At 63.9% G+C, this 26,548-nt stretch carries 25 protein-coding genes; 13 read left to right on the top strand and 12 right to left on the bottom strand.

Going from position 1 to position 26,548, the window contains the following annotated elements:
• The 5 genes from SO180_RS33550 to SO180_RS33570 form a co-directional block, all read right to left on the bottom strand.
• Positions 1-200 (bottom strand): lycopene cyclase family protein (locus tag SO180_RS33550; protein WP_449383103.1); only part of this gene is annotated, 200 nt, incomplete at its 3' end.
• A 16-nt stretch (positions 201-216) separates the two neighbouring features.
• The gene (locus SO180_RS33555; protein ID WP_449383104.1) at positions 217-810 is read right to left on the bottom strand and encodes a GNAT family N-acetyltransferase; all 594 of its coding nucleotides are present in this window, start codon (positions 808-810) and stop codon (positions 217-219) included.
• A gap of 140 nt (positions 811-950) precedes the next feature.
• Positions 951-1,877 (bottom strand): SMP-30/gluconolactonase/LRE family protein, encoded by a 927-nt coding sequence (locus tag SO180_RS33560; protein WP_449383105.1) that lies wholly within the window; start codon positions 1,875-1,877, stop codon positions 951-953.
• Positions 1,878-2,115: 238 nt separating this feature from the next.
• Positions 2,116-2,949, bottom strand: coding sequence for an AraC family transcriptional regulator (locus SO180_RS33565; RefSeq protein ID WP_449383106.1), 834 nt, complete (start codon positions 2,947-2,949; stop codon positions 2,116-2,118).
• A 212-nt stretch (positions 2,950-3,161) separates the two neighbouring features.
• The gene (locus SO180_RS33570) at positions 3,162-3,482 is read right to left on the bottom strand and encodes a hypothetical protein (RefSeq protein WP_449383107.1); all 321 of its coding nucleotides are present in this window, start codon (positions 3,480-3,482) and stop codon (positions 3,162-3,164) included.
• Positions 3,483-3,716: 234 nt separating this feature from the next.
• Here SO180_RS33570 and SO180_RS33575 point away from each other — a divergent pair, with 234 nt between their 5' ends.
• Positions 3,717-3,941: a hypothetical protein gene (locus tag SO180_RS33575; RefSeq protein WP_449383108.1), complete on the top strand. Its 225-nt coding sequence runs from the start codon at positions 3,717-3,719 to the stop codon at positions 3,939-3,941.
• Between the two features lie 247 nt (positions 3,942-4,188).
• Here SO180_RS33575 and SO180_RS33580 read toward each other — a convergent pair whose 3' ends face one another.
• The gene (locus tag SO180_RS33580) at positions 4,189-4,845 is read right to left on the bottom strand and encodes a glutathione S-transferase family protein (RefSeq protein ID WP_449383109.1); all 657 of its coding nucleotides are present in this window, start codon (positions 4,843-4,845) and stop codon (positions 4,189-4,191) included.
• 173 nt (positions 4,846-5,018) lie between these two features.
• On the opposite strand from SO180_RS33580, the gene SO180_RS33585 reads away from it, so the two are divergent.
• The 3 genes from SO180_RS33585 to SO180_RS33595 all read left to right on the top strand — a co-directional run bounded on the left by SO180_RS33585 (position 5,019) and on the right by SO180_RS33595 (position 8,528).
• Entirely contained in the window at positions 5,019-6,242 is a 1,224-nt protein-coding gene (locus SO180_RS33585; protein ID WP_449383110.1) for a polyhydroxyalkanoate depolymerase, read from the top strand.
• Between the two features lie 234 nt (positions 6,243-6,476).
• A complete protein-coding gene (locus SO180_RS33590) occupies positions 6,477-8,354 on the top strand; it encodes an ATP-binding protein (RefSeq protein WP_449383111.1) in 1,878 nt (625 codons plus the stop codon).
• A gap of 3 nt (positions 8,355-8,357) precedes the next feature.
• Positions 8,358-8,528 (top strand): hypothetical protein, encoded by a 171-nt coding sequence (locus SO180_RS33595; protein WP_449383112.1) that lies wholly within the window; start codon positions 8,358-8,360, stop codon positions 8,526-8,528.
• Between the two features lie 24 nt (positions 8,529-8,552).
• On the opposite strand, the gene SO180_RS33600 is transcribed toward SO180_RS33595, so the two are convergent.
• Entirely contained in the window at positions 8,553-10,064 is a 1,512-nt protein-coding gene (locus SO180_RS33600) for a helicase HerA domain-containing protein (protein ID WP_449383113.1), read from the bottom strand.
• A 202-nt stretch (positions 10,065-10,266) separates the two neighbouring features.
• Between SO180_RS33600 and SO180_RS33605 the strand changes: the two genes are divergently transcribed.
• Entirely contained in the window at positions 10,267-10,941 is a 675-nt protein-coding gene (locus tag SO180_RS33605; RefSeq protein WP_449383114.1) for a GNAT family N-acetyltransferase, read from the top strand.
• Between the two features lie 44 nt (positions 10,942-10,985).
• Here SO180_RS33605 and SO180_RS33610 read toward each other — a convergent pair whose 3' ends face one another.
• Positions 10,986-12,011, bottom strand: coding sequence for an AraC family transcriptional regulator (locus tag SO180_RS33610; RefSeq protein ID WP_449383115.1), 1,026 nt, complete (start codon positions 12,009-12,011; stop codon positions 10,986-10,988).
• Between the two features lie 173 nt (positions 12,012-12,184).
• Here SO180_RS33610 and SO180_RS33615 point away from each other — a divergent pair, with 173 nt between their 5' ends.
• Both SO180_RS33615 and SO180_RS33620 read left to right on the top strand, forming a co-directional pair.
• Positions 12,185-12,634 carry a cupin domain-containing protein gene (locus SO180_RS33615; protein WP_449383116.1) on the top strand — a complete coding sequence of 150 codons (450 nt, stop codon included), beginning with the start codon at positions 12,185-12,187 and terminating at the stop codon, positions 12,632-12,634.
• A gap of 108 nt (positions 12,635-12,742) precedes the next feature.
• Positions 12,743-14,239 (top strand): flavin-containing monooxygenase, encoded by a 1,497-nt coding sequence (locus SO180_RS33620; protein WP_449383117.1) that lies wholly within the window; start codon positions 12,743-12,745, stop codon positions 14,237-14,239.
• Here SO180_RS33620 and SO180_RS33625 read toward each other — a convergent pair.
• On the bottom strand, positions 14,218-14,946 hold the full coding sequence (locus tag SO180_RS33625; protein WP_449383118.1) for a GntR family transcriptional regulator: 729 nt from the start codon (positions 14,944-14,946) through the stop codon (positions 14,218-14,220). The genes SO180_RS33620 and SO180_RS33625 overlap by 22 nt on opposite strands.
• 177 nt (positions 14,947-15,123) lie before the next feature.
• Here SO180_RS33625 and SO180_RS33630 point away from each other — a divergent pair, with 177 nt between their 5' ends.
• The 6 genes from SO180_RS33630 (at position 15,124) to SO180_RS33655 (ending at position 22,504) form a co-directional block, all read left to right on the top strand.
• Positions 15,124-16,026, top strand: coding sequence for a VOC family protein (locus tag SO180_RS33630; RefSeq protein ID WP_449383119.1), 903 nt, complete (start codon positions 15,124-15,126; stop codon positions 16,024-16,026).
• A complete protein-coding gene (locus SO180_RS33635; RefSeq protein WP_449383120.1) occupies positions 16,023-17,630 on the top strand; it encodes a bifunctional 3-(3-hydroxy-phenyl)propionate/3-hydroxycinnamic acid hydroxylase in 1,608 nt (535 codons plus the stop codon). Before SO180_RS33630 ends, SO180_RS33635 begins: the two co-directional genes overlap by 4 nt.
• A complete protein-coding gene (locus tag SO180_RS33640) occupies positions 17,627-18,475 on the top strand; it encodes a fumarylacetoacetate hydrolase family protein (RefSeq protein ID WP_449383121.1) in 849 nt (282 codons plus the stop codon). Before SO180_RS33635 ends, SO180_RS33640 begins: the two co-directional genes overlap by 4 nt.
• 115 nt (positions 18,476-18,590) lie before the next feature.
• Positions 18,591-19,919, top strand: coding sequence for an MFS transporter (locus SO180_RS33645; protein ID WP_449383122.1), 1,329 nt, complete (start codon positions 18,591-18,593; stop codon positions 19,917-19,919).
• Positions 19,920-20,041: 122 nt separating this feature from the next.
• Entirely contained in the window at positions 20,042-21,187 is a 1,146-nt protein-coding gene (locus SO180_RS33650; protein ID WP_449383123.1) for a helix-turn-helix domain-containing protein, read from the top strand.
• An 81-nt stretch (positions 21,188-21,268) separates the two neighbouring features.
• Entirely contained in the window at positions 21,269-22,504 is a 1,236-nt protein-coding gene (locus SO180_RS33655; protein ID WP_449383124.1) for an acyltransferase family protein, read from the top strand.
• 10 nt (positions 22,505-22,514) lie between these two features.
• On the opposite strand, the gene SO180_RS33660 is transcribed toward SO180_RS33655, so the two are convergent.
• From SO180_RS33660 to SO180_RS33670, 3 genes are all read right to left on the bottom strand, one after another.
• Positions 22,515-23,843 (bottom strand): cytochrome-c peroxidase, encoded by a 1,329-nt coding sequence (locus SO180_RS33660; protein ID WP_449383125.1) that lies wholly within the window; start codon positions 23,841-23,843, stop codon positions 22,515-22,517.
• A gap of 16 nt (positions 23,844-23,859) precedes the next feature.
• Entirely contained in the window at positions 23,860-25,554 is a 1,695-nt protein-coding gene (locus tag SO180_RS33665) for a phospholipase C (protein WP_449383126.1), read from the bottom strand.
• A gap of 178 nt (positions 25,555-25,732) precedes the next feature.
• Positions 25,733-26,524 carry a transporter substrate-binding domain-containing protein gene (locus SO180_RS33670; RefSeq protein WP_449383127.1) on the bottom strand — a complete coding sequence of 264 codons (792 nt, stop codon included), beginning with the start codon at positions 26,522-26,524 and terminating at the stop codon, positions 25,733-25,735.
• Positions 26,525-26,548: the final 24 nt, after the last annotated feature.

A 26,548-nucleotide genomic window follows, 5' to 3' on the forward strand; every position in this document is an offset into this window, starting at 1 on the left:
GGCTCCTGCTGGTAGGCCCAGTTGATGCTCTTCATATGGAAGGTCTTGATGAAGCCTGCCGGAAGATGGATGTAGGGATGCCAGTCGCTCGGGCCCGCCTCGAGCACGCACACAGTGGTGTTCGGATCCTCGCTCAGGCGGTTGGTGAGCACGCAACCGGCCGAGCCGGCGCCGACGATCACATAGTCGAATCTGTCCATCTTGCCTCGAACCGCCTCAGCGCGGCTTGTCGTTGAGTTGATATGTCAAATGCGACTTCACCGTCGGCCATTCGGCGGCGGTGATGCTGTAGACCACGGTGTCGCGCAGCGTGCCGTTCGGCGCCACCTGGTGACTGCGCAATATCCCGTCCTGCTTGGCCCCTAAGCGCTCGATCGCGCGCCGGCTCTGGTGATTGAAGAAATGCGTGCGGAACTCGACCGCGATGCAGTTGAGCTGCTCGAAGGCATGGGTGAGCAGCAGCAGCTTGCACTGCGTGTTGAGGGGCCCGCGCTGCGCGCTCTTGGCGTACCAGGTCGAGCCGATCTCAACGCGGCGGTTGGCGGCATCGATGTTCATGTAGGTGGTTTGGCCGACGATCTTGCCCTCGGCGTCGAACACCGTGAAGGGCAGCATGGAGCCTGCGGCCTGCAAGCCCAGGCGGCGGTGGATCTCCTTGGCCATATTCTCGGGCGCGGGGATCGCGGTGTACCAGAGCTTCTGGAGCTCGCCGTCCTTCACGGCCTCCGCGAGCGCGTCGCAATGCTGCTGCGACAGCGGCTCGAGCCGCGCATGCTCGCCGCGAAGGGTGACGGGATCAGGCCAAGGCATTCTGTCGTTCCTCATGATAGTCATTCCGGGGCGGCTCGAAGAGCCGAACTGTGGTGCGCACTTGCGCACCTGAGAATCTCGAGATCCCGGGTTCTATGCTCCGCATAGCCCCGGGATGACAATCGCGTTTTACGCGATTGTCACTTATTCAAAAAATTCAACGGCAAACCGCTGCGCGGCCAGTCCATGGCGATCAGCTCACCCTTGCCGGACAGCGTGATATAGGCGGTCTTGAGCTCAGGGCCGCCAAAGGCGATGTTGGTGGTGACGCGGTCGCCGGTCGGGACCTGCTCGACCAGCTTGCCGTCCGGCGCGATCACCGAGATGCAGCCCGAGACGAGGGTCGCGACGCAGACATTGCCGTTGGCCTCGACCGCAAGCGAATCGAACATCTGGTAGCCGCCGAGCCCCGCAATCGGCTTGCCGCGCTCGCCGCGATAGATCACTTCGCGCGGCTTCAGCGTGCCGGGCGCAGAGAGCTCATAAGCCCACAGCCGCGCGGTCGGCGTCTCCGCGATGTAGACGGTGTTTTCGTCTGGCGACAGGCCGATGCCGTTCGCCGGCAGCACACCGTGCACGACCTCGACGATCTCGCTCATCCCGGGCTTGAGATAGTACATTCCGCCGACATCCATATCGCGCGCACGACGCTTTCCGAGGTCGGAGAACCACAGGCCGCCATGCCGGTCGAAGACGAGATCGTTGGGACCGCGCAAATCATGCTCGCCGCATTTGGTCACGACGGTCTCGACCTTGCCCGATTGCAGATCCACACGCTGGATCGAACCGCCCAGATAATCGTCGGGCTGTGCCCCCGGCATGATCATCTTGCCGGCCGGGATCCAGGAGAAGCCGCCATTGTTGCAGATGTAGATCTTGCCGTCGGGACCGAGCGCCGCGCCGTTCGGCCCACCCGGGACTTTCGCGACGATCTCTTTCCGTCCGTCGGGATAAACGCGCGTCAAGCGTTGGCCACGGATCTCCACCAGCACGACCGAGCCGTCCGGCATCACCACCGGCCCTTCCGGAAATTCGAGATCGGTGGCGAGGACGCGAACGTCGGACATTTTGGCCTCCCGGCGGCTTGTTATGGCTTGCGCGGGAGACGTCGGCCCCGCACGCAAGATTTGCACGCGGTTATGGCAAAGTCGCTCCCGCTTGCCAAGCAAGCGGCCGGGTATGCCAGCGTTGCGCGCTAAAGCGCGATAAGATCGGTCATCGCACCTTAGATTGTTGTTTGAGCATGATCTTCTTCGGAAAACCGCTGCGCACTTTGCGCTAGCGGCCCTTCGGGCCCGGATCATGCTACTCCTTCACCGGCACCCAGATCTCGAAGCCGCCATGGCCGGTCTTGGGATCGAACTTTTCGTCATAGCGCTCGAAGTTCGGCGCGTCAGCGGCCTTCAGGCTTGATGCCGGCAGCCACTGATTCCAGATCGTATTGACGGTACGGCGGATCGAGGCGACGTGCTCGGCGTGGGTGAACACCGCATAGCGCTGCTCGGGGATGCGAATGCGACCGAAGCGCCGCGGCAGGTCGGAGAAATCGGAGACCTCCACGCCGGCGATGTAGTCGAAATTGCCGGCATCATCGCCGTTGTAGCAGACGCCATACGCGACGTTTCCGATGCGCGCGGGAATATCCGCAACCTCCTGGTGGAAGCGGTGCCAGAGGCCCGGAATGGCGGCTCCGTTGTCGCAGGAGATGCGCTCGGCGATGCCTGCGACGAGGAACGCTTTTGCGGTTTCGAAACGGGGTGGTGCAAGATTGTCGAGCATGGTGGAATCCATGAGGATCGGCTCCTGAAGCTTGAGGTGTTTGACGCACGTCGCCGCTCTGACCGCTTCGGGCGTCACGCCGAAATGATCGCGGAACGCGCGTGTGAATGCTTCGTGGGATCCGTAGTCCGCATCCAGCGCCAGCAACAAGATGTCCGGCGCACCACGCGCCAGGTCGCGCGCGGCCTCGGTGAGCCGCCGCGCCCGCACGTAGCGCATCACCGGAAGGCCGGTCGCTGCCGCAAACGCGCGCACCATATGGAAGCGCGACACGCCGCCGATCTCGGCGATCTCGTCGAGCGTGAGCGGCTCGGCAAGATGGCTTTCGATGTACCAGAGTGCGCGCTGGGCTGGGTTCATGAACTAGAGGTCCTCATTCGAAGCGTGGCGATGGTGCACGAATGGCAGACGCCACGCTTGATCAGGATTGCTATCGCCCACATGCGGTTTCGTAAGGTGGGCAAAGCGACTTGCCCGCCGTAGCTCGAAGAGCGAAGGCGGAAGCGTGCCCACCACTTTCGTCGCAATCGTGGAAGGATGGTGGGCACGGCGCAGGCGCGCCTTTGCCCACCCTACTTTTCTTTCGCGGGCGTAGCATCTTTCACGGCCTGCGCGTCCTGCTTCTTCTTCAGATCTTCCGCCATCTTCGTCTGCGCGGCCTGAAGATCGCCGAGCGCCTTCTGCAAACCCGCCACCGTCGCTTTCAACGCGTCGATCTGGCGATTGGCGGCGTCGATCTTTTGCTGATGATCGAGGGTGAGCTTGGTTATCGTCTTCTGGAGAAAGTCGACATTGCTTTGCAGGCAGCTCGTCCGCCGCTCCCACGTCTTCTCGACCGTGCAGATCTCGATGCCGGGAACATCCTGCGCGTGGATGTGTTCCGTTGACATCATCACAAGCAGCAAAATCACGACACATAGCGAAACATTCCGGCCCGGCATGCAGGTTCCTCACGAGAACATCGATCACGGCAAATTGCGCAGACGGTACGCAGGCACGCAACGATACCATACTGGCACCGCATTCTCGCGTTGAGCTTGGGCGGTTCCTCGATATGGAGGAATAACGACGGACGCGAAGAGTGGGGCGGATCTGTTCGCGTTCTTTTTGAGGGGAGATTATTTAGAATGGCAACGCGCGAAAGACGTCTGGCCGAATTCAATGGCGAGGGAGAACCACCGTCGGGGATGCCGGTCGAAGTGCTTTGCGAAGATCATAGTGGAACCTACCAGCTGCCCTTCGCCTGCCGCTACGTCGGCGGGCGCTGGCAAAACCACGAAGCGGGCATCGCCGTCGAGGCGACCGTGATCGGTTGGCGCCTGCCGCGAGTGAAACAGACGGGTGCCGTGTAGGAAGCAGGCTGACTGACTGTCTCGAAATGCGACGGAGCCTGGCCGGATTTTAAGGTTCGGAACGCTGACCGAACGAATCGCGTCCGAATCAGCCGCCGGGCTCCGTTGTCGACCTGTTCACCCCTAGATGTCGATGCTGCGCCGCATCGACGTACCAGATCAAGGAAAGCCGCGCGCGGGCAAAGCCCCGCGGCCGGCGGCAAAGGTTAATCGCGCCGCACAAACGGGCAGCCCCCCGAAAGACCGCCTAATATTCGACCTCGAGCTCCTCGATCTCCGCCGGCTCCGCCTTGGCGGCCGCAATCCATTCCTGCATCTCGTCCATGCCCATGATGATGTCGGCATAGGCCTTGAGGCGCGGCTCGAGCTTGACGTCATAGGTTACAAAGCGCGTCACGACGGGCGCGTACATCGCATCCGCCATGGTGCGCTTCTCGCCGAACAGGAACGGACCGCCGGACTTCTCCAGGCAGTCGCGCCAGATCGCCCAGACGCGGTCGATGTCGGCCTGCGCCCGGGACCAGATCTTGAAGCCGGGGAAATGGCCCTTGAGGTTCACGGGCAGCGAGGCGCGCAGTGTGGTGAAGCCGGAATGAATTTCACCGCAGATCGAGCGGCAATGGGCGCGCTGGATGCGGTCGGCCGGCAACAGCCCGGCGTCCGGCATGACCTCGTTGAGATACTCCCCGATCGCCAGCGTGTCCCAGATGGTGGCGCCCTCGTGCCGCAGGCAGGGCACAAGGATCGAGGAGGACAAGAGCAGGATCTCGGCGCGCGCGGATGGGTCGTCCGGCGCTGTGACGATCTCCTCGAAATCGAGCTTTGAGAATTTCGTCAAAAGCCAGCCACGCAGCGACCAGGACGAGTAGTTCTTGCTGCTGATGGTCAGTGTCGCCTTCGCCATATGGCCTTCCCTCGCGCCTGAATTCCTGACGCCGCCATCCCGTTCTGCGCGGTGCCCACAGTTTGTGCTTCCCCGTATTCCACAGCAAGCGACATGCCAGTTTTCAGAGCTAATTGACTCGAATCTGGCGTCGATATTGCATGATGGCTTGGGGTCAGGGTGGGCGTTTCAGTATGATGTCGATGTATTATCAGGCCTTTCAGAACCACATGGATCTGATGGAGCCATGGCGGGCCGGGGCTTCGTCTGCCCTGAAATATCTCAACCTGGTGCCGCAGGGGATGTCGGGTGCCGTGGTCGGCCGCCTGTCGGCCGCGCTGGAGCTGATCTCGCGCTCCACCATCACCTACGACCGCCCGGCCTATAGCATCGACAGCGTGCTGGTGGGAAATCGCGAGGTCGGCATCCGGGAGGAGATCGCCTACGCCACGCCCTTCGGCTCGCTGCTGCATTTCAAAAAGGACGATGGCCCCGAGCAGCCGCGCATGCTGCTGGTGGCGCCGATGTCCGGCCATTTCTCAACTCTCCTGCGCGGCACGGTGAAGACGCTGCTCCAGGACCACGACGTCTACATCACTGACTGGCACAATCCGCGCGACATCCCGCGCAGCGAGGGCCGCTTTGGCCTCGACGACTACACCGAGCACCTCATCGACTTCCTCGCTCAGCTCGGCCCGCGTCCGCACATGGTCGCGATCTGCCAGCCCTCGGTTTCCGCCCTCGCGGCCGCAGCGATCATGTGCGAGGACAATCATCCGTCGCGGCCAGCGACGCTGACGCTGATGGCCGGCCCGATCGACACGCGCGTGCAGCCGACCAAGGTCAACGAGTTCGCCAAGAGCAAGCCGATCACCTGGTTCGAGCGCAATCTGATCAACTACGTGCCGGTGCAGTGCCGCGGCGCGTTTCGCAAAGTCTATCCGGGCTTCGTGCAGCTCACGGCCTTCGTCTCGATGAATCTCGAGCGCCACATCAAGCAGCATCTCGACCTCGCCAATCACATCGCCAAGGGCGAGAGGGAAAAGGCGGCGACCATCAAGACCTTCTACGATGAATATTTCGCGGTGATGGATCTGCCCGCAGAGTTCTACATCGAGACCGTGCGCGACGTCTTCCAGGAGCATCTTTTGCCGCTCGGCAAGATGACGTATCGCGGGCGGGCGGTAAACCCGAAGGCGGTCGGCCGCATGGGCCTGATGACGGTCGAGGGCGAAAAGGACGACATCTGCTCGATCGGCCAGACGCTCGCAGCGCAGGATCTCTGCACCGGCGTGCGCGCCTACCGCCGCGTGCATCACATGCAGGCCGGCGTCGGCCACTACGGTGTGTTCTCGGGCAAGCGCTGGAATAGCGAGATCTATCCGCTGCTGCGCGATTTCGTGCACGTCAACTCCTGAACCGGCTGCGCTCCTTTCCGACCCGGACGGCGTGAAACGCAGTCCGGACGGTGCGTCGACCGTGCTGCCCCCCGGATTACGTAGCGGTGCATCTGCGCTACAATCCCGACGGGAATGTTCCTTTCTGGGGAAAGTCCACCGCTTGGAGTCTGTCGCTCAGTTCGCTCCGCGAGCACGTCAGGAGAACGGCCGGCGTCCGTCCGCTTTTGCGGCGGAAGTCTTGGGTATGAAAGCATGAGACTCAGAGGGCTTCTGACACTCGCGATGGCTGCGCAGGCCGCCGTGACCGCCGCGACCTTGCTTGTGTCCGACGTCGTGACAGGCGGCGCCGCCAATCCGGCGCGGTTCGGCATGGCGCAACTGCTCGCTCTGCTGGCAAGCGGTCTTGTTGTCCCGCTGCTCGCGCTCGGCTGCGCGCGCGTGATCGAGCGATCGCAGATCAAGCGCACCGCGGCGCTGGATGCGGATCAGGCGAAGACACGGCGGGCGCTTGCGGACAGCGCGCGGCAAACGCAGGCCGTGATCCGGACCGCGCTCGACGCCTTCGTGCAGACCGATGAAGACGGTGTCGTCGTCGCCTGGAGCCCTCAGGCCGAGGCGCTGTCCGGATGGACGCGAACCGAGGCGGTCGGCGCCGACGTCGTCGAGCTGGTGGTGCCGGGGCCGCTCCGCGCCGCCTTCCGGCAGCGCATGAAACGGCGCTTGAGCGAATTGTCGGAAACACCGATCGGCATGCGTTTCGAAGCGGTCATGGTCCACAAGGGCGGCGACGAGATCCTGATCGAGGCGTCGAGCACGGGCTTGCGTCTTGGCGACCGCACCATCGTCAATACCTTTGCTAGGAACGTCACCCAAAGGCGCATCGCCGAGGAGCAACTCATCCAGGCCCAGAAGATGGAGGCCGTCGGCCAGCTCACCGGCGGCATCGCGCACGAGTTCAACAACATGCTCACCGTCATCACGGGGACGATCGAGATCCTCGCCGACGCCGTGAAGGACAGCCCGCACCTTTCGACCATCACCAAGCTGATCAGCGAGGCTGCCGACCGTGGCGCGGCGCTGACCTCGAGCCTGCTCTCCTTCGCACGGAAGCAGGCGCTGCAACCAACCGAGATCGACGTCAACGACCTGCTCGAAGAGGCCACGCGACTCTTGCGGGCGACGTTCGACAAGCAGATCGAGATCACCATCAGGCTCGATCGCGAGGTCTGGCCTGCGCTGGTCGACCGCGGACAGCTCAGCTCGGCGCTGCTCAACCTCGCGATCAATGCCCGCGACGCGATGCCTGCGGGCGGCAAACTTATGCTGAGAACGCGCAACGTCGTGCTCGGCGTGCGCGAAGCCGTGGCCGTCGGCGTCGGCTATGCCGGCGACTACGTCGAGATCGAGGTCACTGATACCGGCACCGGCATTCCGCAGTCCATCGTCGACCGGATCTTCGATCCGTTCTTCTCGACCAAGGAGGTCGGCAAGGGAACGGGGCTCGGGCTCAGCATGGTGTTCGGCTTCGCCAAGCAGTCCGGCGGCAGCATCAAGGTCGCTTCCGAGGAAGGCCGCGGCACCACGTTCAAAATCTACCTCCCCAAGGCCGACACGCGCGCGCTGCGCCCGGCGGGCGAGGACGCGCGCAAGGTGCCGGGCGGTCACGAGACCATCCTCTGCGTCGAGGACGACCGCGACGTCCGCAACTACGTCACGGTCCAGCTCGAGAACCTGGGCTACAAAGTCGTTGCTGCCGCCAATGCGGCCGAGGCGCTCGCGATCGCAGCCAAAGGCGCGCAATTCGACCTGCTGTTCACCGATATCGTGATGGCCGGCGGCATGAATGGACAGCAGCTCGCCGAACAGATGGTAGCCTCACGGCCGTCCCTGCGCGTTCTCTTCACCTCAGGCTACGCACACGACTCGCTCTCTGCGCAGGGACGTGCGGGTCAAGGCGCGCCGCTTCTGACAAAACCCTACCGCAAGGCAGAGCTAGCGCGCATGCTGCGCCGCTGCCTCGACACGGCCGTGGATTCCGTTGGCGATCCGATCCCCACGCCCTACTCCGTCGAGGCCGAGCGCGATGGTTTCCTGCGCAAGCAGGCATCCGATGACCGCACGCGGGACTGAGACATGGATCGACAGACCAAGGCCACGCTGTGGATCGCCTTCATCGTGATCGCGTCGTATTTCGTGTGGTTCTATCTCGACTGCGCAATGGATGAGGCCTGCCGTTTCGTCTGCGAAGGCAACGGCCGCCGCGGTTGTCACACGCAGTGGACGTCGGATACGGCTAAACCTTAGCGGAGCGCCGTTCCGGTCATGGCATCACAGCGACGCGCTGCTGCAATCCTGCTCGGCCGACAGCTCGTCGGCATTGGGGTCACCCGGTGCGGTCGCCCAGGCGAGCTCGACCAGCGTCACAATTCTCCGCCCGGTGCCATCGAGCTGGCAGACGATGAGGCCCTGCTCCTCGATATAGGTGAGAAGGCGCTGCGCACGGCGCAGCGAGTGGGAGCCATAGGCGCGTGCGATCGCGGCATCGCCCGGGCATGGCCAGCCCTCCTTGGCCGCGCGGGCGATCATCATGAAGACGCCCTGCATGTCCTCCGGCAGGATCGAGGCACGCAACGAAACGTCCTGCCAGGCGTCGTCCTGTGCGATATCGGTCGCGAGGCCGGCGCGGGCGCGCGTCAGCATGCGGCGAAATTCGCTGAGGTCCGGCGCGGCCGAACCGAGACCTTCGATGCGGCAGCGGACCACAAACTCCTGATAGAGCACGCCGATTGCGCGGAAGCCGGCATCGGGCTCGGCCAGGATGGCGCGCAGGATGCGGTCCAGGCGCTCCCGCCGCTCCGCCAGTTCCTCAGCGCTCGGCTGCTGCTCCACCGGTTCAGAGCGGATCTCCGGCGTCGCCGCTTTTGCCGCCATAAGTTGGCCGAGCAGGTCAGGCGCCGGCCGGCGCTGTGGCCTGGTCGCCTCTGGCGGCGGGGCGGCGAGGATGATGGCGCGGACGTCCTCCAATGTCGCTTCCGGCAGCGGCAGGAGCCGCGGGGTCGCGTTGCGCGGTTTCGTCTCGGTCGCACCGATGCGCAGGCCGAGCGGACGGCGGGAGAGCGCAGGGCCGAGCGCCATGAACTGTCCGCGCTCCAGGTCGCGGAACGCATCGGCCTGTCGCCGCTCCATCCCCAACAGATCGGCGGCACGCGCCATGTCGATGTCGAGGAAGGTACGGCCCATGAGGAAATTGGAGGCTTCGGCCGCGACATTCTTGGCGAGCTTTGCCAGCCGCTGGGTTGCGATCACCCCGGCGAGCCCGCGCTTGCGGCCGCGGCACATCAGGTTGGTCATGGCGCCGAGCGAGAGCTTTCGCGCCTCGTCCGACACCTCACCCGCGACCGCCGGCGCGAAGAGCTGCGCCTCATCCACCACCACAAGCATCGGGTACCAGTGATCGCGCTCGGTCTCGAACAACCCGCCGAGGAAGGCGGCCGCACGGCGCATCTGATTCTCCGCGTCCAGCCCCTCGAGATTGAGCACCGTGGAGACACGATGGATGCGCGCGCGCTCGCCCGCGACCTGGAGGCCCCGCTCGGTGTGATCCTCGGCCTCGATCACGAGGTGGCCGAACTGCTCCGCCAGCGTGACGAAGTCGCCTTCGGGATCGAGAATCGCCTGCTGCACCCAGGGCGCGCTCTGCTCCAGGAGCCGGCGCAGGAGATGCGACTTGCCCGAGCCGGAATTTCCCTGCACGAGAAGGCGAGTCGCCAGCAGTTCCTCAAGGTCCAGAGTCGCCGGGGCGCCTGCCGCCGTGTGCCCCATCTCGATCGCAACGGTCATATCTCGACTCAAGCCCTTCCTTCGCGGACGAGGGGCTTATCAAGCTGTTGGCAAGGCGTCGAGCGGCGCATGGACGATCACGCCGTATTCCACATGGCCTTGCGAGCGCGATCAGCGCAGATGTAACGTCTTCACGGCAGAAGATGCGGAATCCCGGTGCTCGGCAAAACGGAAACCGCGACCGCTCTTACAGGTGTACTGAATGGCAATCGAACGAGACTTGGGCAGGCCGATCCATGAATCCCGCTGGCCCCTGCCGATAAAGCAATCCCGTTCCGGTCGCTATGTGGATTTGGAGCCGTTGCTGGAGGAACATTCAACCGACCTCTGGCCTTTCGCTAGCGCCGCGCCGGAGAGCTTCACTTACCTGCGCTACGGTCCCTTTGCCCATATTGATGAACTTCAACGGAGTCTCACCGATCTCTCCAACCGTCCCGACCAACCGTTCTGGGTTGTCATTCCGAAAGGGCAGAAGCCACAGGGCTGGCTTTCGTTATGTGACGTCTACCACGAGGACGGCAGTATCGAGATTGGCAGTATTTGGTTCGCGCCACCCCTCCAGGGAACGCGGGCCGCACGAGAAGCAATCTTCTTGCTGATGTGCCACGCGATGGATGATCTTGGTTATGAGCGCTTGGTTTGGCGTTGTCAGGCACAGAACAAGTCCTTCAAGGCCGCCAACAATTTTGGATTTACCTATGAGGGAACATGGCGACGAGCGGCGGTTGTAGATGGCTGGCAGCGTGACGTGGCATGGTTCTCCATGCTGAAGGACGAGTGGCCTCAACGCAAAGCAGCGTTGGAGCGATGGCTATCCCATGTAAATTTCGACGAAGCCGGTCGTCAGATCAAAACATTGGAAATGCAGGCCGGTTAGGTCCAGGCCAATCACTGACAAGCAGCCTGAGGAATGGCAGAGCGTCAGCTCAACCGCCGCCTCAGCGTTGCCGAGGGCGTCTCGCCGAATTTTTCTCGGTACGCGCCTGCCGTACGGCTCAAATGCGTGAAGCCGAGATCGAAGGCGGCGTCTGTGATCGAGCAGTCCGGTGCGCCCTGCGAGAGGCGCGCGTGGAGCGCGCCAAGTCGCATGTCGAGCAGCATCTCGGAGATCGACAGGCCGAAATGCCGGCGGAAGCCGAGCTGAAGCGCGCGGATGCCGATGCCGGAGGCGCAGGCGAGCTCCGTGAGGTCGAGCGGCTCGGTCGCCTTGGCCGCGAGGCAATCGCGCGCGAGGCGGAGCGCGCGCGGCAGTCGTTCGGCCTGCCCTGAGAAGGTGCGGATCGCATCGGACAGGCCGTGTTGCAGGCCATTGAGGAGCATATCGAGCAGCGTCTCGCGCCAATCGGCGATGGCGATCGCGGACAGGCGGCCGGCTGGCCCCAGGCGCTCGGCCAGCGTCATCAGTTCGTCGAGCCGGGCCCCGAGGCTACGCGCTGCCTCGGCATTGAGATCAATCGCCGGATCGAACTCCACCGTGCCGATAGCACGCCCCGACAGCGCGGCGGCACGCTGCTCGACCAAACGGCGGTCGAGCAACAGGATGAGTTGGGCGCAATTCTCCCACACCATCCGGGTCGGCATCGTCGGCGACAGCAGCGAGCCGGCCGATGCAGGCGAGGTTTCGAGATCGCATGCACCGGCGCGGATCCGCGACGATCCGTGAAGCGGAATCTGCACCAGGAAGAAGCGCTCGAGGCAGCCGGGATCGATCGTGACCGAGCCGCCATAGGCGACGTAGTTGATCGAAAAGCCGTCAAATGCCGCGCAATTGTGTCGGGCGTAGAAGCCGGGCGCCGTTCCCTGAAGCGGCTGCAATTGATGCGGACAGAAGATGCGTCCGATCTGGTCGGCCGCCTCATCGACCTCAGTGGTCGCAACGCGGGCGAAAGCCGTGAGCCTTTCAGCTCCGGACCGGAACGCGCCCATTCCCAGCTCGGCTGCGGACATCGTCGACCACGCTTGGCGTCACGAATTATTTTAAGCCTATAATAGTTCCGCCGTCCCGAAAAGAGCCGGGTCGAAAAAACGTCGTGCTGCACGGCAGCAGATTCGTTTAGCGGATAGACACCTCCTCGCCCCGGGCGGATGCTTCTCCCGCCGGTCTTTTGATGGAGGGAGCCATGACTGCACTCGAAAAAGGCATTACTGCAAGCGGCACGGGTTTTGGCGGCAAGAGCTGGAACATCTTGGGGCAGCTCTATTTCCCCAAGGCGATCTGCGACTCCACGTTCGCGTTCGAGACCAACAGCGAGCCCGGCCAGTTCGTGCCGGTGCACATCCACCCGACCCAGGACGAGTTCATCCTGGTGCAGGAAGGCGTGCTCGACCTCAAGCTCGACGGCCAATGGACGAAAGCGAAAGCCGGCGATCTCGTGCGCATGCCGCGCGGCATCCCGCACGGCTATTTCAACAAGTCCGACAAGCCGGCGCGCGCGATGTTCTGGGTCTCGCCAATGCAGAAGCTCGAAGCGCTGTTCAACATGCTGCACAACCTCACCGATCCCGCCGAGGTCGTGCGCATCTCGGCGCAGCACGAGGTGGACTTCCTGCCGCCCGAGGCCAACGACTAGGCGGCACGCCTCCTCGTCCAATTCACGTCCGTCGCAAGTTCTGCGGCCGCGCTTTGCGGCCGAACGGGACCTGCTGCGTCCAACACGTCACCCTTTGCGAGCAAACCCATGGTCAGCCCCAAGCATGTCTGCGTGATCGGCGCCGGCGTCTCCGGCCTCGCCGCCGCAAAAGCCTTCTCCACCCGCGGTCACAAGGTCACAATCGTCGAGCGCAGCGCCGATCTCGGCGGCGTCTGGGAGCCGGCACGCTCCTATCCGGAGGTGCAGACGCAGAGTCCGAAGGATCTCTATCGCTACACCGACCGCGCCATGCCGGAGGCCTATCCGGAATGGCCGACGGGACAGCAGGTGCACGCCTATCTCAACGACTATGCGAAAAGCTATGGCCTTGAGCGCATGCTGCGCCTCAACACCAAGGTCGAAAACATGCAGCGGCGCGCCGACGGCAAGCCCGGCTGGACGCTGGCACTGTCGGACAAGGCCGGCGCGACGACGAAGGAGGATTTCGATTTCGTTGCGGTCTGCACCGGTCAGTTCAACGAGCCGCGCGAGCTGAGCTGTCCCGGTGAAGAGACTTTCAAGGCGCAGGGCGGGCAGATCCTGCATTCCTCCAAATACAACGACCCTTCGATCGCCAAAGGCCGTCGCGTCGTCGTGCTCGGCGGGTCGAAATCGGCGACCGACATCGCGGTGAACGCGGTAAGAGCCGGCGCGCGCGAGGTCACGATCGTGTTTCGCGAGCCGGTATGGCGCATCCCCTATTTCATCGGCGGGCTCGTCAACTTCAAGCGCATCCTCTACATCCGCGCCCAGGAGCAGATGTTTCCCGGCTGGGGCGCGAGCGCGCTGGCACGCTTCGCGCATCGCGTCACGGCGCCTTTGGTCTGGGCGAACTGGCGCGGGCTGGAGAGCGTGCTCAAGGCGCAGCTCAAGCTGAAGCAATGCAGGATGGTACCGAAGGAGCGGATCGAGGACGGCGTCAACTGCTCGGTGCCGATCGCAACGCCGGGCTTTTACCCGATGGTCGCCGACGGCCGCATCAAAGCCGTGTTCGGCACGTTCGATCACTACGAGGACAGCAGCATCGTGATGAACGGCGGCGAGCGCGTCGAGGCCGACGTCGCCGTACTCGCGATCGGCTACAAGCTCGGCGTGCCGTTCCTTCCCTTGGCCTATCAGTCAAAACTGGTCGACGCCGACGGCCAGTACCGGCTCTATCGCCTGATCGCTAATCCCGATCTGCCGGACATGGGCTTTGTCGGCTTCAACTCGTCGTTCTGCACCGTGCTCTGCGCGGACCTCGCCGCCAACTGGCTGGTGCGCTACGCCGACGGTCAGCTCGCGAACCAGCCGACGGCGCAACAGATGCGCGACAACATCGAGATGATGCTGCACTTCAAGCGCGTCGAGCGCCCGGCGGCCGGCGTCTATGGCGGCCTCTGTGTCGCGCCCTACCACTATCGGCATTTCGACGAGCTGATCGCCGATATCGGCGCGAAGGAGCAGAAGCGAGGGGGCCTCGCGGAGCGCTTCCTGCCGCCGGATGCGGATGCCTATGCGCGGTATCTCGCCTCGGCGCCGGATTACCGCGCGGCGGCGGCGTGAGCGACATCGGATTTTGGCAGCACCGTCTCCAGATCCGAATAGATGACATCCGCCGTACGCTGATAGTGCTGCTGGAGCAGCGCGACAGCCCCATCCGTTTTCCGGTCGAGCACAGCTTGAAGGATCTGTGCGTGCTCGGCGCCGACTTTGCGGACCGGATAGGCCTTTGCGATCGACATCATGCGGTAGCGGTAGAGCCGATCGGCGAGCTGCTCGCAGAAGCCGAGCAGCGGGCGTGAGCCGCACAGCCCGATGAGCGTCGCGTGGAAGGCGCGATGCGCCTTCTCCCAATCCGGATTGTCCTCGAACCTTTCGGGATCAAGCGAGCGCGGCGTGCGATCGAGCCGGTGATGCGTAACCAGCAGTGATTCCTCCCAGGCCTGGGTCGCGTTCTGCATGGACTCGCGAAGTGCGAGGCCCTCGACCCAGCAGCGCGTCTTGGTCAGCTCCTGAAGCTCATCCTTGCTGACCGGCTTCACATAGAAGCCGCGCTGCTCCATGCCGACGACGAACTCTTCCGTGGTCAGGCGGTTGAGCGCCTCGCGGAGCGGGGTCTGCCCGACATTGTAGTGCTCCATCAGGAAGCGCGACTGGAGCTTGCGTCCGGGCGGGAGACGCGTGGTCAGGATGTCGGCCTTGAGGCGGGCATAGATGCTCGTCGCCAGCGTCGCCGGCTCCGTCTTCTGGTTCGACAGGTCAGAGCTCATGAAAGTCCCACTGATTCATCGACATTTTTTGTACAGCAGCTGACCTGAAGCCAATAATTTATAAATTTCAGCTTTACGATCTATTTTGTATATATTATCGCTTCACTAACAACAACAGGTCCAGTGGCGCTCCCGCGGCTGCGTCGGGTGCGCCCTCCGCCTAGACGAGGAAGCCCGATGTCCGATTTTCCGGTGGTCGCCTTGCGCAGCGTCGAGATCACGACGCCGCGGCCAAGCACCTCCGCCGATTTCTACCAGAGGGTCTGGGGGCTCGATTTCGTCGCGGAAGCTGGCGGCACGATCTATCTCGCAGCGACCGGTGCAGACTTCCACGTGCTCGAACTCACTCAAGGTGAGCAGGCAGCGCTCCGCAAGATCAGCTTTCGCGTGCGCTCGCGTGAGGACCTCGATCGCCTGTTCGCCCGCGCAGGCGAGGCCAAATGCGAGATCATCACGCCGCCGGGCCCATCGCGGGCGCCATCGGGCGGCGAGCATTTCGTGATCCGCGAGCCCCAGGGCTGCTGCATCGAGTTCGTCCATGGCGATCGCACAAAGACGGCGCGCATCATCGCCAACCGGCCCGAGCGGCTCGCGCATGTCAACATCAACAGCGCCGATATCGAAGGGCTCTCGACCTTCTATCAGGCAGTTCTCGGCTTTCGCCTGACGGATCGCTCGAAGCTGATGGCGTTCCTGTGCTGCAACAGCGATCACCACGCCGTCGTCCTTGCAGAAGCACAGGTCAATGGTCTCAACCACGTCGCCTTCCTCATGCCCGACCTGGAGTCGGTGATGCGCGGCTCCGGCCGCATGATCGATCACGGCTTTCCGATCGGCTGGGGCGTCGGGCGGCACGGGCCCGGCGATAACGTGTTCGCTTATTTCGTCGATCCGACCGGAATCGTCATTGAATACACCGCCGAAGTCTTGCAGGTCGACGACAGCTACCGTGCCAAGGGGCCGACCGAGTGGGTCTGGCCGCCCGGGCGCACGGATCAATGGGGCATCGCGCCGCCCAAGAGCGAGGCCTGCAAGAGGGCGCAGCTCTCCGTGCTGTTCGACACGGGTCGGCGCGCATGACGATGTCTTCAGCCACCACCGACTACGACGTGCTCGTCGTCGGCTTCGGACCGACCGGCGCGGTTGCGACCGGCCTGCTCGGCCGCCTCGGCCATCGCACGCTTGTCATCGACCGCCTCACCGGCATCTACGACAAGCCGCGCGCGATCGCGCTCGACCACGAGATTTTTCGTCACTTCGACAATATGGGCGTTGCGGACGCAATCGCGCCTTACGTCGAGCCCTTCACCGCGTCCGAGCACTTTGGCGCCGACGGCCAGTTGATCCGCCGCATCGACATGGTCGCAAAGCCCTACCCGCTCGGGTACACGCCGAGCATGGTGTTCAGCCAGCCGCCGGTCGAGGCTGAGCTGCGCCGTCACGCTTTGAGCTTCCCTTGCGTGCGAGCCGAGCTTGGCGTCGAGCTGGTCGATCTCATGCAGCGGCCCGGCCGCGTCGAAGCAAAGCTGAAAGACGCCGATGGACAGTCGCAAATGGTGACCGCGCGCTATGTCCTCGGCTGCGATGGCGCATCGAGCACAGTGCGGCAGATCGCCGATATCGCGCTCGAAGACCTGATCTTCGACGAACCGTGGCTCGTCGTCGACGTGCGTGTTGATCAAGACGCTCTCGCAAAGCTGCCGCAAAAATCCGCGCAGTTCTGCAATCCGGCGCGGCCCGTGAGCTTCCTGATTGGCCCGAAGAACCATCGCCGCTGGGAGATCATGCTGCTGCCGGACGAGGACCCGCGGCAGATGGAGCAGCCGAAGAACGTCTGGTCGCTGCTCTCGCCCTGGCTTGCACCTGAAGACGGCGAGCTGTGGCGCGCTGCGTCCTATCGCTTCCACGCGCTCGTCGCAGCCAACTGGCGCAACGGCCGCATCCTCATCGCGGGCGATGCCGCGCATCAGCAGCCGCCCTTCATCGGGCAGGGCATGTGCCAGGGCCTGCGCGACGCGACCAACGTCGTCTGGAAGCTCGATCGCGTGCTGAGGAGCACGTCGCCCGACGCACTGCTCGACAGCTACACAGCGGAGCGCAAGCAGCACGTCATCGAGCTGACCGGGAAGATCAAGGCGATCGGCCAGTCGATCTGCGAGCGCGATCCCGCCGCCGCGCGCCGTCGCGACGCGCAAATTTTGGCCGATGGCGGCGGCAAGCCGCTCGCGCTGACGCGACAGGAGATCATCCCGCCACTGCGCGCAGGCTTTCTGTCGGAGCAGGACGGCGCGGCGCGCGGCAGCCTGTTTCCGCAGCCGAGGATCGCGAGCGAGGGCGCTTCCCGCCTGCTCGACAAGGTCACCGGTTTCGGCTTGCGCGTGTTCATCGACGGCCGCAGCAGCGACGCGTCATTGCTCGCCTCACTCTGCGCGGCATATCTCGATCTGCCCGCAACGGCCATCGCGCCGGCCGGCGCCGGCAAACCGGATACGTTGGAAGAGATCGACGGCGTGCTCGCCGGCTGGTTCGACCGTCACGGCATCGTCGCCGCGATCGTGCGGCCCGACCATTACGTGTTCGGCACCGCGCGTAGCGCCTCCGAGCTCGACCACCTCTTGCAAGACATCAGCGCACGCCTGCACGGCAAGCACAATCCGGACTTGAGAATGGAGAAGACAGCATGAAACTCGCAACCATTGCGATAGACGGACGGACGACCTGGGGCGTCGTCGAGGGTGACAACTTTTTCGATGTCGGGGCGGTGCTCGCGTCACGTTATGCCGATCTCCGGGCGGCCCTCGCAGGTGCCCTCGCCGGCGTTGCGGATGCCAAGTCGAAAGCGGCTGCCAGCCCGCTTGCGAAGCTCATCTGGCTGCCGGTCGTACCCAATCCAGACAAGATCCTTTGTGTCGGCCTGAACTACGAGACGCATCGGAAGGAAACCGGCCGCGCCGAGGTCGAGCACCCCACGATCTTCTCGCGCTACGCCAACAGCCAGACCGGGCATCTCAAGCCGATCATCCGGCCGCGCGTCTCGACCGACCTCGACTTCGAGGGCGAGCTTGCGGTCATCATCGGCAAGGCCGGGCGCTATATCTCCCGCAGTGAAGCGATGGGCCATGTCGCCGGCTATGCCTGCTACAACGACGGCAGCGTCCGCGATTTCCAGCGCCACACCCATCAGTTCACGCCGGGCAAGAATTTTCCGGAAACCGGCGCGTTCGGCCCGTGGATGATGACGCCGGACGAGCTCGGCGAACTTGCCGAGTTGAAGCTTACCACCCGCCTCAACGGGCAGGTCGTGCAGGAGGCGCAGATCAAGCACATGATCTTCGATATTCCGCGCCAGATCGAATACTGCTCGACCTTCACGCGGCTCGAGCCCGGCGATGTCATCGTCAGCGGCACGCCGGGCGGCGTCGGCGCCAAGCGCACTCCGCCGCTGTGGATGAAGCCCGGCGACGTCGTCGAGGTCGAAGTCGAGCGGCTCGCCGTGCTGCGCAATCCGATCGTCGACGAGGCACGGTGAGCAATCCGCGCGCCAGAAGCGGCCTGCAACTGCGGCGAAGCCCAGGCGGCTTCGCCCGCGCGCCAGCGCACTTCTGACGTCAAAACACACAACAAGACAAAACAGGGGGAACATCATGAGTAACAGCGCAGATGTCATGGTCGGAGGAACGGGCCGGACCGACACGGCACCGGTCACGCCCGCGTATCGCAAGCTCGTCGTGGCGTCCTCGCTCGGATCGGTGATCGAGCACTACGACTTCTTCATCTACGCCTTCACCGCCCCCGTGGTGTTCGACCGCTTCTTCTTCCCGAAGATGGATTCGACCGCGAGCATGCTGGCGGTCTACGCGACATTCGCGGTCGGCTTCGTCGCGCGCCCGCTCGGCGGCATGGTGTTCGGTCATTACGGCGACCGGCTCGGCCGCAAGGCGATGCTGACGATTACCTTCGTGCTGATGGGCGTCGCGAGCTTCTTGATTGGCTGCCTGCCGAGCTATGACGCGATCGGGCTCTTGGCACCGATCGCGCTCGTCGTCTTGCGCTTCGTGCAGGGCTTCGCCTTCGGCGGCGAATACATGAACGCGGTCTCGCTGACGCTGGAGAATGCGCCCTCGGCACGGCGCGGCTTCTTCGCCTCCTTTGTCAACGCCTCCGGCCCGATCGGCGTGATCCTGGCGTCCGGCTTCATCGCACTGCTCGGCTTCGTCTCGACCCCGCAGGATTTTGCGCAATGGGTCTGGCGCGTGCCCTTCGTGCTGAGCCTCGTGCTGGTCGTGCTCGGCACTTACATCCGCCTCCAGGTCGACGAGTCCACGCTGTTTAGGGCGGTCGAGGCATCGGCCGCGCGGCCGAAGGCGCCGCTGCTCGACGTGGTGCGGTCGTGGAAGAAGTCCGTCATGTTCGGCTGTCTCGCCAACATGGTGCACAGCACGTTCCAGTACATGAGCACGGTGTTCGTGCTCGGCTATGCCGTGAAGACGCTCGGCATGGCGCAGTCCAACGTCACGTTCGGCACCATGGTCGCCAACGTGCTGGAGATGTGCATGGTGCCGCTGATCGCGAGCTTTTCGGACCGGTTCGGCCGGCGCCCGTTCATGGCGGTTGGCATCCTGCTCGCCGCGGCGTGGTACCCGATCTACTTCCAGCTCGTCGCGACCAAGGATCCGACGCTGCTCATCATGGGCCTCGTCGTCTCCATCGGCATCATCCACGCGCTGATGTTCGCACCTGAAGCAGCCTTCACGGCAGAACTGTTTCCGACCGAGGTCCGCGTCAGCGGTTCCTCGCTCGGCAAGCAGCTCGGCATCATCCTCGGCGGCGGCATCGCGCCGCTGGTCGGCACCGCACTGATGGGAGGAGCGGGCGGCAGCTTCACGCCCGTCATTCTCTATTTCGAAGCGATCGCGGCCTGCGCCTTCATCGGCATCCTCCTGGCGCCGGAGAGTTCAAAACACGCCCTGTAGGCTTGGCTACAGCTTTACTTGGCGGCCGGGAAAGCCCGACCGCCGTCCGCAATTTTGGATTGTCCCGGCCTACGGCTGATGCGAGATTGGAAGCATCGAACGGGATAATCTGAATTGTGACCATGATGGGTTTCACGGCGCTTGATCTCGGGCTCCGCGGCGCGGCAAGCGGCGTGTTTCTCCTGATGGTGCTCGTGCTGCTGCGGCTTCGGCCCGTCAACAAGCACATAGTGCTTGGCATCGCGATGTCGGCCGGAGGCGCGGCCTTCGCGATCGCGACCGCACCGTTCATCCCGAAATCCTCGCTCTGGTGGACCCTGTCGATCCTGTCCGGGCAACCCGTCGTAATCTGGCTGTGGGCCCGGATCACGTTCGAGGACGATTTCGTCCCCCTGCCCTGGCATGCTGCAATGTGGCTTGTCATGGTCGGGTTCAGCTTCGCGGTCAGCCTCGCCTGGACGAGCTATCCGGCGATCGCGCACCGCGGCGCCGATGTGCTGGCCGTGGTCGTCGTCCTGCTGATGCTGTCCGCCGCCGTTCACATGGTGAGGACCTGGCGTGCCGACCTGGTTGCCCAGCGGCGCCGGTTGCGCACCGTGGCACTGGTCATCAACCTCGTCTTCGTCGTCCTCATCGCCGCATCAGGCCTGCCGCCTCCGCCCGTCACCGGCGCCGGCATATCCGGCAGTCTTGCCACAGCGGCCGGCTTGTTCATGCTGGCGATGCTCGGAGGTTTCGGTCTGTTCAGTGCCCAGATCACCGCGACTCCGCGTGATGCGACCGCGGCAATCGCCTCGTCCAATGCTGACAGCGAGGCCGCGGCCACCCCGAACGGGGGTGATCGCGCATCGATCGCCCCGGCGCTGCTGCGCCGTCTCGACAGCCTGATGACCGTCGAGCGGGTCTACCGGCAGGAAGGGCTCTCGATCGGCCGGCTGGCGGCGATGCTCGATCTGCCCGAATACCGACTCCGGGAAGCGATCAACGAGGGGCTGGGCCATCGCAACTTCAACGCCTTCCTCAACAGCTACCGGATCGAGGAGGCCAAGGCGGCGCTGTCGGAGGCAAGCCAGCGCGACGTCCCGGTCCTCACCATCGCCATGGACGCCGGCTTCCAGTCGATAGGTCCTTTCAATCGCGCCTTCAAGGTCGCAACCGGCATGACGCCCACCGAATTCCGGCGCGACGCCCTGGCGCGCGCGCAGCCGCCGGAGGTCGAAAGCGAGACGAATCGCAAAATCGGCCAATCGTCCCAAGGATTCGGCTAGCCGAATTGTGGATCGGGCGAGAGCGGATCCTCGCCGTCCGGCAGGCTCACTGACGTCGTCCCTCCTATCCCCGAGGCCTTCATGTCCAGCCCGACCACTTCCGCTGCGGAACGTCTCCACGCCCTCGATGCCGTCAGGGGCTTTGCGCTCCTGCTCGGCATCGTCCTGCACGCAACGCTCTCGTTCGTCCCGGCGCCGACACGGTTCTGGGTGATCCAGGACACCCAGCCCAGCACGACATTGGCGCTGCTGTTCTTCGTCATCCACGTGTTCCGGATGACGACTTTCTTCGTCATGGCGGGCTTTTTCGCCCATATGAGCTTCCATCGCCGCGGGCCGCGCGACTTCATTGCCGATCGGCTGCACCGGATAGGACTTCCGCTCCTCGTCGGCTGGCCGATTATTTTCGCAGCGATGGCAGCCGTCACGATCTGGGCCAGCGCCTTCCCGCATGGTGGACCGGTGTCGGGCAGTCCCTGGCCTCCGGCGCTGCCCAAATTTCCCCTCGCCCATTTCTGGTTTCTCTACGTGCTGCTGGAACTCTATGCCGCCACGCTGCTGCTACGCGGCGGCATTGTCCGGCTGGACCGGACCGGCCGGTTTCGCGCCGGCGTCGACCGGCTGATCGCCCACCTCATGGGAAGCCGGTTGGCGCCTCTGCTTCTCGCCCTGCCGATCGGCGTCGCTCTCAGCCTCGATCCGAAATGGATCGGCTGGTTCGGCGTCCGCACGCCGGATCAGTCTTTCCTGACCAACGCGCAGGCGTTGATCAGCTACGGCGTCGCGTTCGGCTTCGGCTGGCTCCTGCATCGCCAGATCGATCTGCTCGGCACCTTGAGGACGCGCTGGCTCTCCAATCTCGTCGCCGCCGTCATTCTGATTGCTATCAGCTTCGTCCTGACGCTTGTGCTGTCTTCTCCGGCTGCGCGGGCCTTGCCGGTCAGCGTCGGAACGATCAGGCTCGCCAGCGCCATCTGTTACGCGCCTGCGATCTGGACGACGACTTTTGCTATCATCGGGCTTGCGCTGCGGTTTCTGTCCGGCTTCAGCCCGGCCCGACGCTATCTCGCCGATGCCTCCTATTGGCTCTATCTCATCCACATGCCGATCGTCATGGCGCTCCAGGTCGTGGTCTCCCAGCTCGATTGGGCATGGCCGTTCAAATTCGCAGCCATTCTCGTGGTCGCCATTCCCGTGATGCTGGCGAGCTACCAATGGATGGTGCGTTACACCTTCATCGGCACGGTGCTGAACGGCCGCCGCTTGCGGCGCGAGCAACCGCACGCCATCGCCGTCGCAGGTCCCGTCGCGCCGTGAGGCCCCGAGCTCAGCGCTCCGGCTGATAGCCGTCCGTCAGCGTCTTCAGGAAGGCGATGATGTCAGCTTCGTCCTGCGCCGTCATCGCCGGCGTGTCGCCGAGGTGGCGGTCGAACGGCGGATCGCTGACGTCGACATTGGCGTGATATTTCGCCGGCAGGTCGTCGTATTTCAGCACGATCCCGTCGGCTCCGCGCGGAAACACTTTTTCCGGATTGGTGTCGCGGAAATTGTAGAAGTCCATCACCTCTTCGAGCGTGCGGAAGACGCCGTTGTGGAAGAAGGCGCGGCGTATTGCCGTGTTGCGCAAAGTCGGCGTCAGGAACATGCCGCAATATTGCGTCTGCTCGGCGATGTCGGTGCGATACGGGCCGCAGACCCCGAGATCGAAATGATCGGGATCGCGGTTGCGCGCGAGCGCGGCATTGCGCGGCGCGCCGAGCGCTTCGTATTGATGGTCCGTGAAAAGCGGCGGCAGGCCATCGCGGGTCGGCGCGGAGGTGTGGCAGCCGGCACAATTGGCCTTCTCGGGATCGTTGAACAATTTGAGGCCGCGCAGCTCACTTTCGGAAAGCCGCGCCTTGCCCTCCAGCCAGTAGTCGTACTTGCTCGTATAGGGATGGAAGCTCGGCTCTTCCACCTGATAGCGTGCAACGGCAAACATCGCCTCCGCGACCAGCAGCCGCTGGTTTTCGAGCACGCCGGCGCCGAACAGCTCGGTGAAACGCGGGACGTAAGCCGCGTGGCGCAACTTGTCCGCCACCACCTCGATGCTACCGCCGTCCATCTCGTTGGGATCGAGCAGCGGACCGAGCGCCTGCTCCTGGAGCGTGTCGGCGCGGCCGTCCCAGAACAGACCTCCTTGCGGCACGATGTTGGCAGCGGATCCGGCGCCCCCGGCGACTTTCGTCGCGCGCGCGGCCTGCTGGCCGAGCGCGGCCATCTGCGCGAGATCAATCACGTTGTCGTCGTCGCCCTTGTCGGGGCCGATGCTGAAATTCGGTTGTCGCTCGAGATAAGTCAGCGAGGGAACGGCGCGCGCACCTTGCTGCGACACCGTCCGGCCGCCGAGCATCACCGGCCCGTCGTTCGGCGGACCGTAGGCGTGGTCCGGGCTGTGGCACGATGCGCAGGACAGCGCGCCGGACGAGGAGAGCGAGGCGTCGTAGAAGATCTCGCGCCCAAGCTGCGCCATCGCAGAGAGCGGCGCGACGGGCGGACGCATGAAGCGAACCGGATTCGGATTCATGCCCGGACGCTCTTGCGTCTCCGCCGCAACGACGGCGCCGGCCATGCAAAGCAGGCCGGCGCCGAGGAGCCACACGATGCGGCTGTTCATATGACGTCCAATAATCCTAGTGGTGATGGTGCTCGTCCGGGGGGCTGACCACGACCGTGCCAGAGGTCGGGTCGAGGAACAGCGCGTCGATCCTGAGATCGTGGCCATGGTCCTGATGGAAATCGAACAGATCCATGATCGAACCGGCCGTTGCATCGAACGAGCCGCCGCCGAGGCGCTTGCCGTGCAGCCAGTTGTCTTCGATGAAGCGCACCACCGAAGCCTGTGAGATGGCGGTGTGGCTGACGAAGTTGGTCTTGGCGTAGGGCGAGATCACGACGAAGGGCACGCGGGTGGCGGGACCGCAACGGCCGTTGACGGGCTTGCCGCTGACACCGTTCTGTTGCGGCTGCTTGGCGGTGCCGAGGCCGCACTGGCCGGAACCGTTAAGCTGATCGGCGGTCGTGTCGTAGGAGGCGCTCGTAGGCGTGGCGTAAGCGTGGTCATACCAGCCGTCCGAGTCGTCATAGGTGATGATGACAGCCGTCTCGCGCCACTCGGGCTGCTTCTGGAGGAAGTTGATCAGCTCGACCGTTCCCTGCTGCTCGTCGAGGGGATCGGAATAGCCAGCATGGCCATCCTGATAGGCAGGCAGTTTGACGTAGGAGACCGCTGGGAGATTGCCTGCCTTCACCGCCGCGTAAAAATCCTCGAGGTCGTAGCCGTGATTGGCGGGATCGAGGGTCTTGCCGTCCTTCTCGTAGGTGTGGCCGATCGCATGGACCGAGCTCGGCCGCGCATGGGTCGAATTCGCGGTCGACTTGTAGAACTGAAACCAGGCGTGATGCGGAACATAGTCCGCCTTGGCGGCGCCGACGACGGTCGAAAACGAGCTGCGTGCGCAGCCGGTGGTGCCGTTCGAGTTGGTCACGGAAAGATCGAAGCCGCCCATGAACGAACCCCAGCTGATGCCGGCATCGTTGAGCAGATCACCAATGTTCTTGCCGGTCATCGTGACCTGCGTCGTGTAGCCCGGCGTGCTGCAAGGATCATAGGCGGGACCGGGGTCGCCGATCACCGTGAGGCCACCCTGGCCGTCTGCGATGATTTGCGTGGGATTATTGCCGAGCACCGCCACTGCGCCATTGGTCTGGCCCGAAATCACGTTCAACGCGCCCACCGTCGACGGACCATAGGTGTCGGTGTAGGCATTGTCGTTCATCGCGAAGTGCTGCGCGTAATTCCAGAACGCGGTGACGGTGTTGCCGTCGAAATAGCCCATCACCTGGCCGGTGGTGCCGAAAGCACCGACGCCGCCGGCTGTGCCGCGACCGGTATATTTCGGGAACAGATCAGCCTTGCCGTTGTCATAGGCCTGCTGCTCCGGCGTGTAGGCATGGTTCTGCGACTGAGTGTTGGCCTGCGTGCGGTCAAGACGGAAAGGATTCGTCGCGCCGGCGCCGTTGGCCGCGTTGTTGTTCGGATTGCTTGTCAGCAAGTTGGCGTTGGCGAGGTTGTTCACCTTCGGCGTATGCGGCTTGGCAACGAAAGGAATCGAGCCCGACGGGTTGGTCGCATTCGGATACGTTGCGAAATAATTGTCGAACGAGCGGTTCTCGTTGAAGATGACCACGAGATGCTTGATCGGCGTCTCGGTGTGGTGGTGGCGTTGATCGCGATCGAAGTCGTCCTGACCGAACACCGGTGCGCCGCACACGAGCGCCATCGCGACCGCGAGAATCGCGGTCGTGCCGAGAAGTTTGTTTTTCATCTTATTGCCCCAAGATCAAAAATTATGACATCGACGCGCGGCAAACTAACCGCCGTGAATGACAGGTCTGTGTCGGTTTGACGCAGACCGCATCACGCGGCCTTCGCGAGGCTGCGTTTTTTTTGGGCGGCGTGTTTGGCCGAGATCCTCAGCGCGCTCGTTTCGACGAAGGGACGCCCTATTCCGTCCGGATCGGCGCGTCCTTCAGGCCGTTGGCGTCATAGGCTCTGCGCAAGGTGCCATTGACGAGCGCATCGGTCATGAACTTGGTGACGAACGCCAGCGCCTGCGAATGGCCGAGTGGCACGGCGACCGCAGTGACCGTCTTCTTGAAGGTCTCGTCCAGCACGCGCGTGCCGGGAATCTTTTGCGCCATCTTGTTGAGCTGGTCGCGCGACAGCGCGAAGGCGTCGATCTCACCGTTCTTCAGGAGTTCGAAGATTTCGTCATAGGTCTGATAGCCCGTCACCTTCGCAGCCTTTAGATGCGCGACGGCGCCGCGCATCGTGGTCGTGGCGTTGACGGCGGCAACCTTGATGCCGGGCTGGTCGAGCGTCGCAAAATTGGTCACGCCCGATCCCGGCTTGACGATGTATGTGGCGTCGGCGACCTCGTAGATCGGCCCGAACGCCATCTTGGTCTCACGTTCGGGATCCTTCGGCAGGAACGTGACATCCCAGCTCCCCCTCGCGGCCGTGTCGGTGATCTGTCCGGAATTGTTGTGCACCACATATTCGACTGACACGCCGAGCTCGCCCGCCATCGCCTTGCCGAGGTCGACGGGCACGCCGGCGAAGCCTGCTTCAGTCCTGGTCGACCAGAACGCGCCGCCGGCCGGGCTGATCGCGATGGCGACGCGCAATTTGCCGCTCGGCGCAATTTCAGCCCTGAGATCCTCCGCCATCGCCGGCACCGCCATCATCGCCGCGAGCGCGAGACCGGCGCAGGCCGGCCAGATCGAGATTGGCATGTCATGTGTCTCCCCGTCCGCTCG

The organism is Bradyrhizobium sp. UFLA05-112, assembly GCF_053572325.1.

What these genes read in the sequence shown, in the direction of transcription:
- SO180_RS33665 (WP_449383126.1), bottom strand. Translation starts at nt 25,554, where the DNA reads ATGAAAAACAAACTTCTCGGCACGACCGCGATTCTCGCGGTCGCGATG.
- SO180_RS33605 (WP_449383114.1), top strand. Translation starts at nt 10,267, where the DNA reads ATGGCAATCGAACGAGACTTGGGCAGGCCGATCCATGAATCCCGCTGG.
- SO180_RS33600 (WP_449383113.1), bottom strand. Translation starts at nt 10,064, where the DNA reads ATGACCGTTGCGATCGAGATGGGGCACACGGCGGCAGGCGCCCCGGCG.
- SO180_RS33585 (WP_449383110.1), top strand. Translation starts at nt 5,019, where the DNA reads ATGATGTCGATGTATTATCAGGCCTTTCAGAACCACATGGATCTGATG.
- SO180_RS33655 (WP_449383124.1), top strand. Translation starts at nt 21,269, where the DNA reads ATGTCCAGCCCGACCACTTCCGCTGCGGAACGTCTCCACGCCCTCGAT.
- SO180_RS33670 (WP_449383127.1), bottom strand. Translation starts at nt 26,524, where the DNA reads ATGCCAATCTCGATCTGGCCGGCCTGCGCCGGTCTCGCGCTCGCGGCG.
- SO180_RS33565 (WP_449383106.1), bottom strand. Translation starts at nt 2,949, where the DNA reads ATGAACCCAGCCCAGCGCGCACTCTGGTACATCGAAAGCCATCTTGCC.
- SO180_RS33595 (WP_449383112.1), top strand. Translation starts at nt 8,358, where the DNA reads ATGGATCGACAGACCAAGGCCACGCTGTGGATCGCCTTCATCGTGATC.
- SO180_RS33625 (WP_449383118.1), bottom strand. Translation starts at nt 14,946, where the DNA reads ATGAGCTCTGACCTGTCGAACCAGAAGACGGAGCCGGCGACGCTGGCG.
- SO180_RS33570 (WP_449383107.1), bottom strand. Translation starts at nt 3,482, where the DNA reads ATGATGTCAACGGAACACATCCACGCGCAGGATGTTCCCGGCATCGAG.
- SO180_RS33580 (WP_449383109.1), bottom strand. Translation starts at nt 4,845, where the DNA reads ATGGCGAAGGCGACACTGACCATCAGCAGCAAGAACTACTCGTCCTGG.
- SO180_RS33640 (WP_449383121.1), top strand. Translation starts at nt 17,627, where the DNA reads ATGAAACTCGCAACCATTGCGATAGACGGACGGACGACCTGGGGCGTC.
- SO180_RS33615 (WP_449383116.1), top strand. Translation starts at nt 12,185, where the DNA reads ATGACTGCACTCGAAAAAGGCATTACTGCAAGCGGCACGGGTTTTGGC.
- SO180_RS33620 (WP_449383117.1), top strand. Translation starts at nt 12,743, where the DNA reads ATGGTCAGCCCCAAGCATGTCTGCGTGATCGGCGCCGGCGTCTCCGGC.
- SO180_RS33590 (WP_449383111.1), top strand. Translation starts at nt 6,477, where the DNA reads ATGAGACTCAGAGGGCTTCTGACACTCGCGATGGCTGCGCAGGCCGCC.
- SO180_RS33575 (WP_449383108.1), top strand. Translation starts at nt 3,717, where the DNA reads ATGGCAACGCGCGAAAGACGTCTGGCCGAATTCAATGGCGAGGGAGAA.
- SO180_RS33555 (WP_449383104.1), bottom strand. Translation starts at nt 810, where the DNA reads ATGCCTTGGCCTGATCCCGTCACCCTTCGCGGCGAGCATGCGCGGCTC.
- SO180_RS33610 (WP_449383115.1), bottom strand. Translation starts at nt 12,011, where the DNA reads ATGTCCGCAGCCGAGCTGGGAATGGGCGCGTTCCGGTCCGGAGCTGAA.
- SO180_RS33560 (WP_449383105.1), bottom strand. Translation starts at nt 1,877, where the DNA reads ATGTCCGACGTTCGCGTCCTCGCCACCGATCTCGAATTTCCGGAAGGG.
- SO180_RS33630 (WP_449383119.1), top strand. Translation starts at nt 15,124, where the DNA reads ATGTCCGATTTTCCGGTGGTCGCCTTGCGCAGCGTCGAGATCACGACG.
- SO180_RS33650 (WP_449383123.1), top strand. Translation starts at nt 20,042, where the DNA reads ATGATGGGTTTCACGGCGCTTGATCTCGGGCTCCGCGGCGCGGCAAGC.
- SO180_RS33660 (WP_449383125.1), bottom strand. Translation starts at nt 23,843, where the DNA reads ATGAACAGCCGCATCGTGTGGCTCCTCGGCGCCGGCCTGCTTTGCATG.
- SO180_RS33645 (WP_449383122.1), top strand. Translation starts at nt 18,591, where the DNA reads ATGAGTAACAGCGCAGATGTCATGGTCGGAGGAACGGGCCGGACCGAC.
- SO180_RS33635 (WP_449383120.1), top strand. Translation starts at nt 16,023, where the DNA reads ATGACGATGTCTTCAGCCACCACCGACTACGACGTGCTCGTCGTCGGC.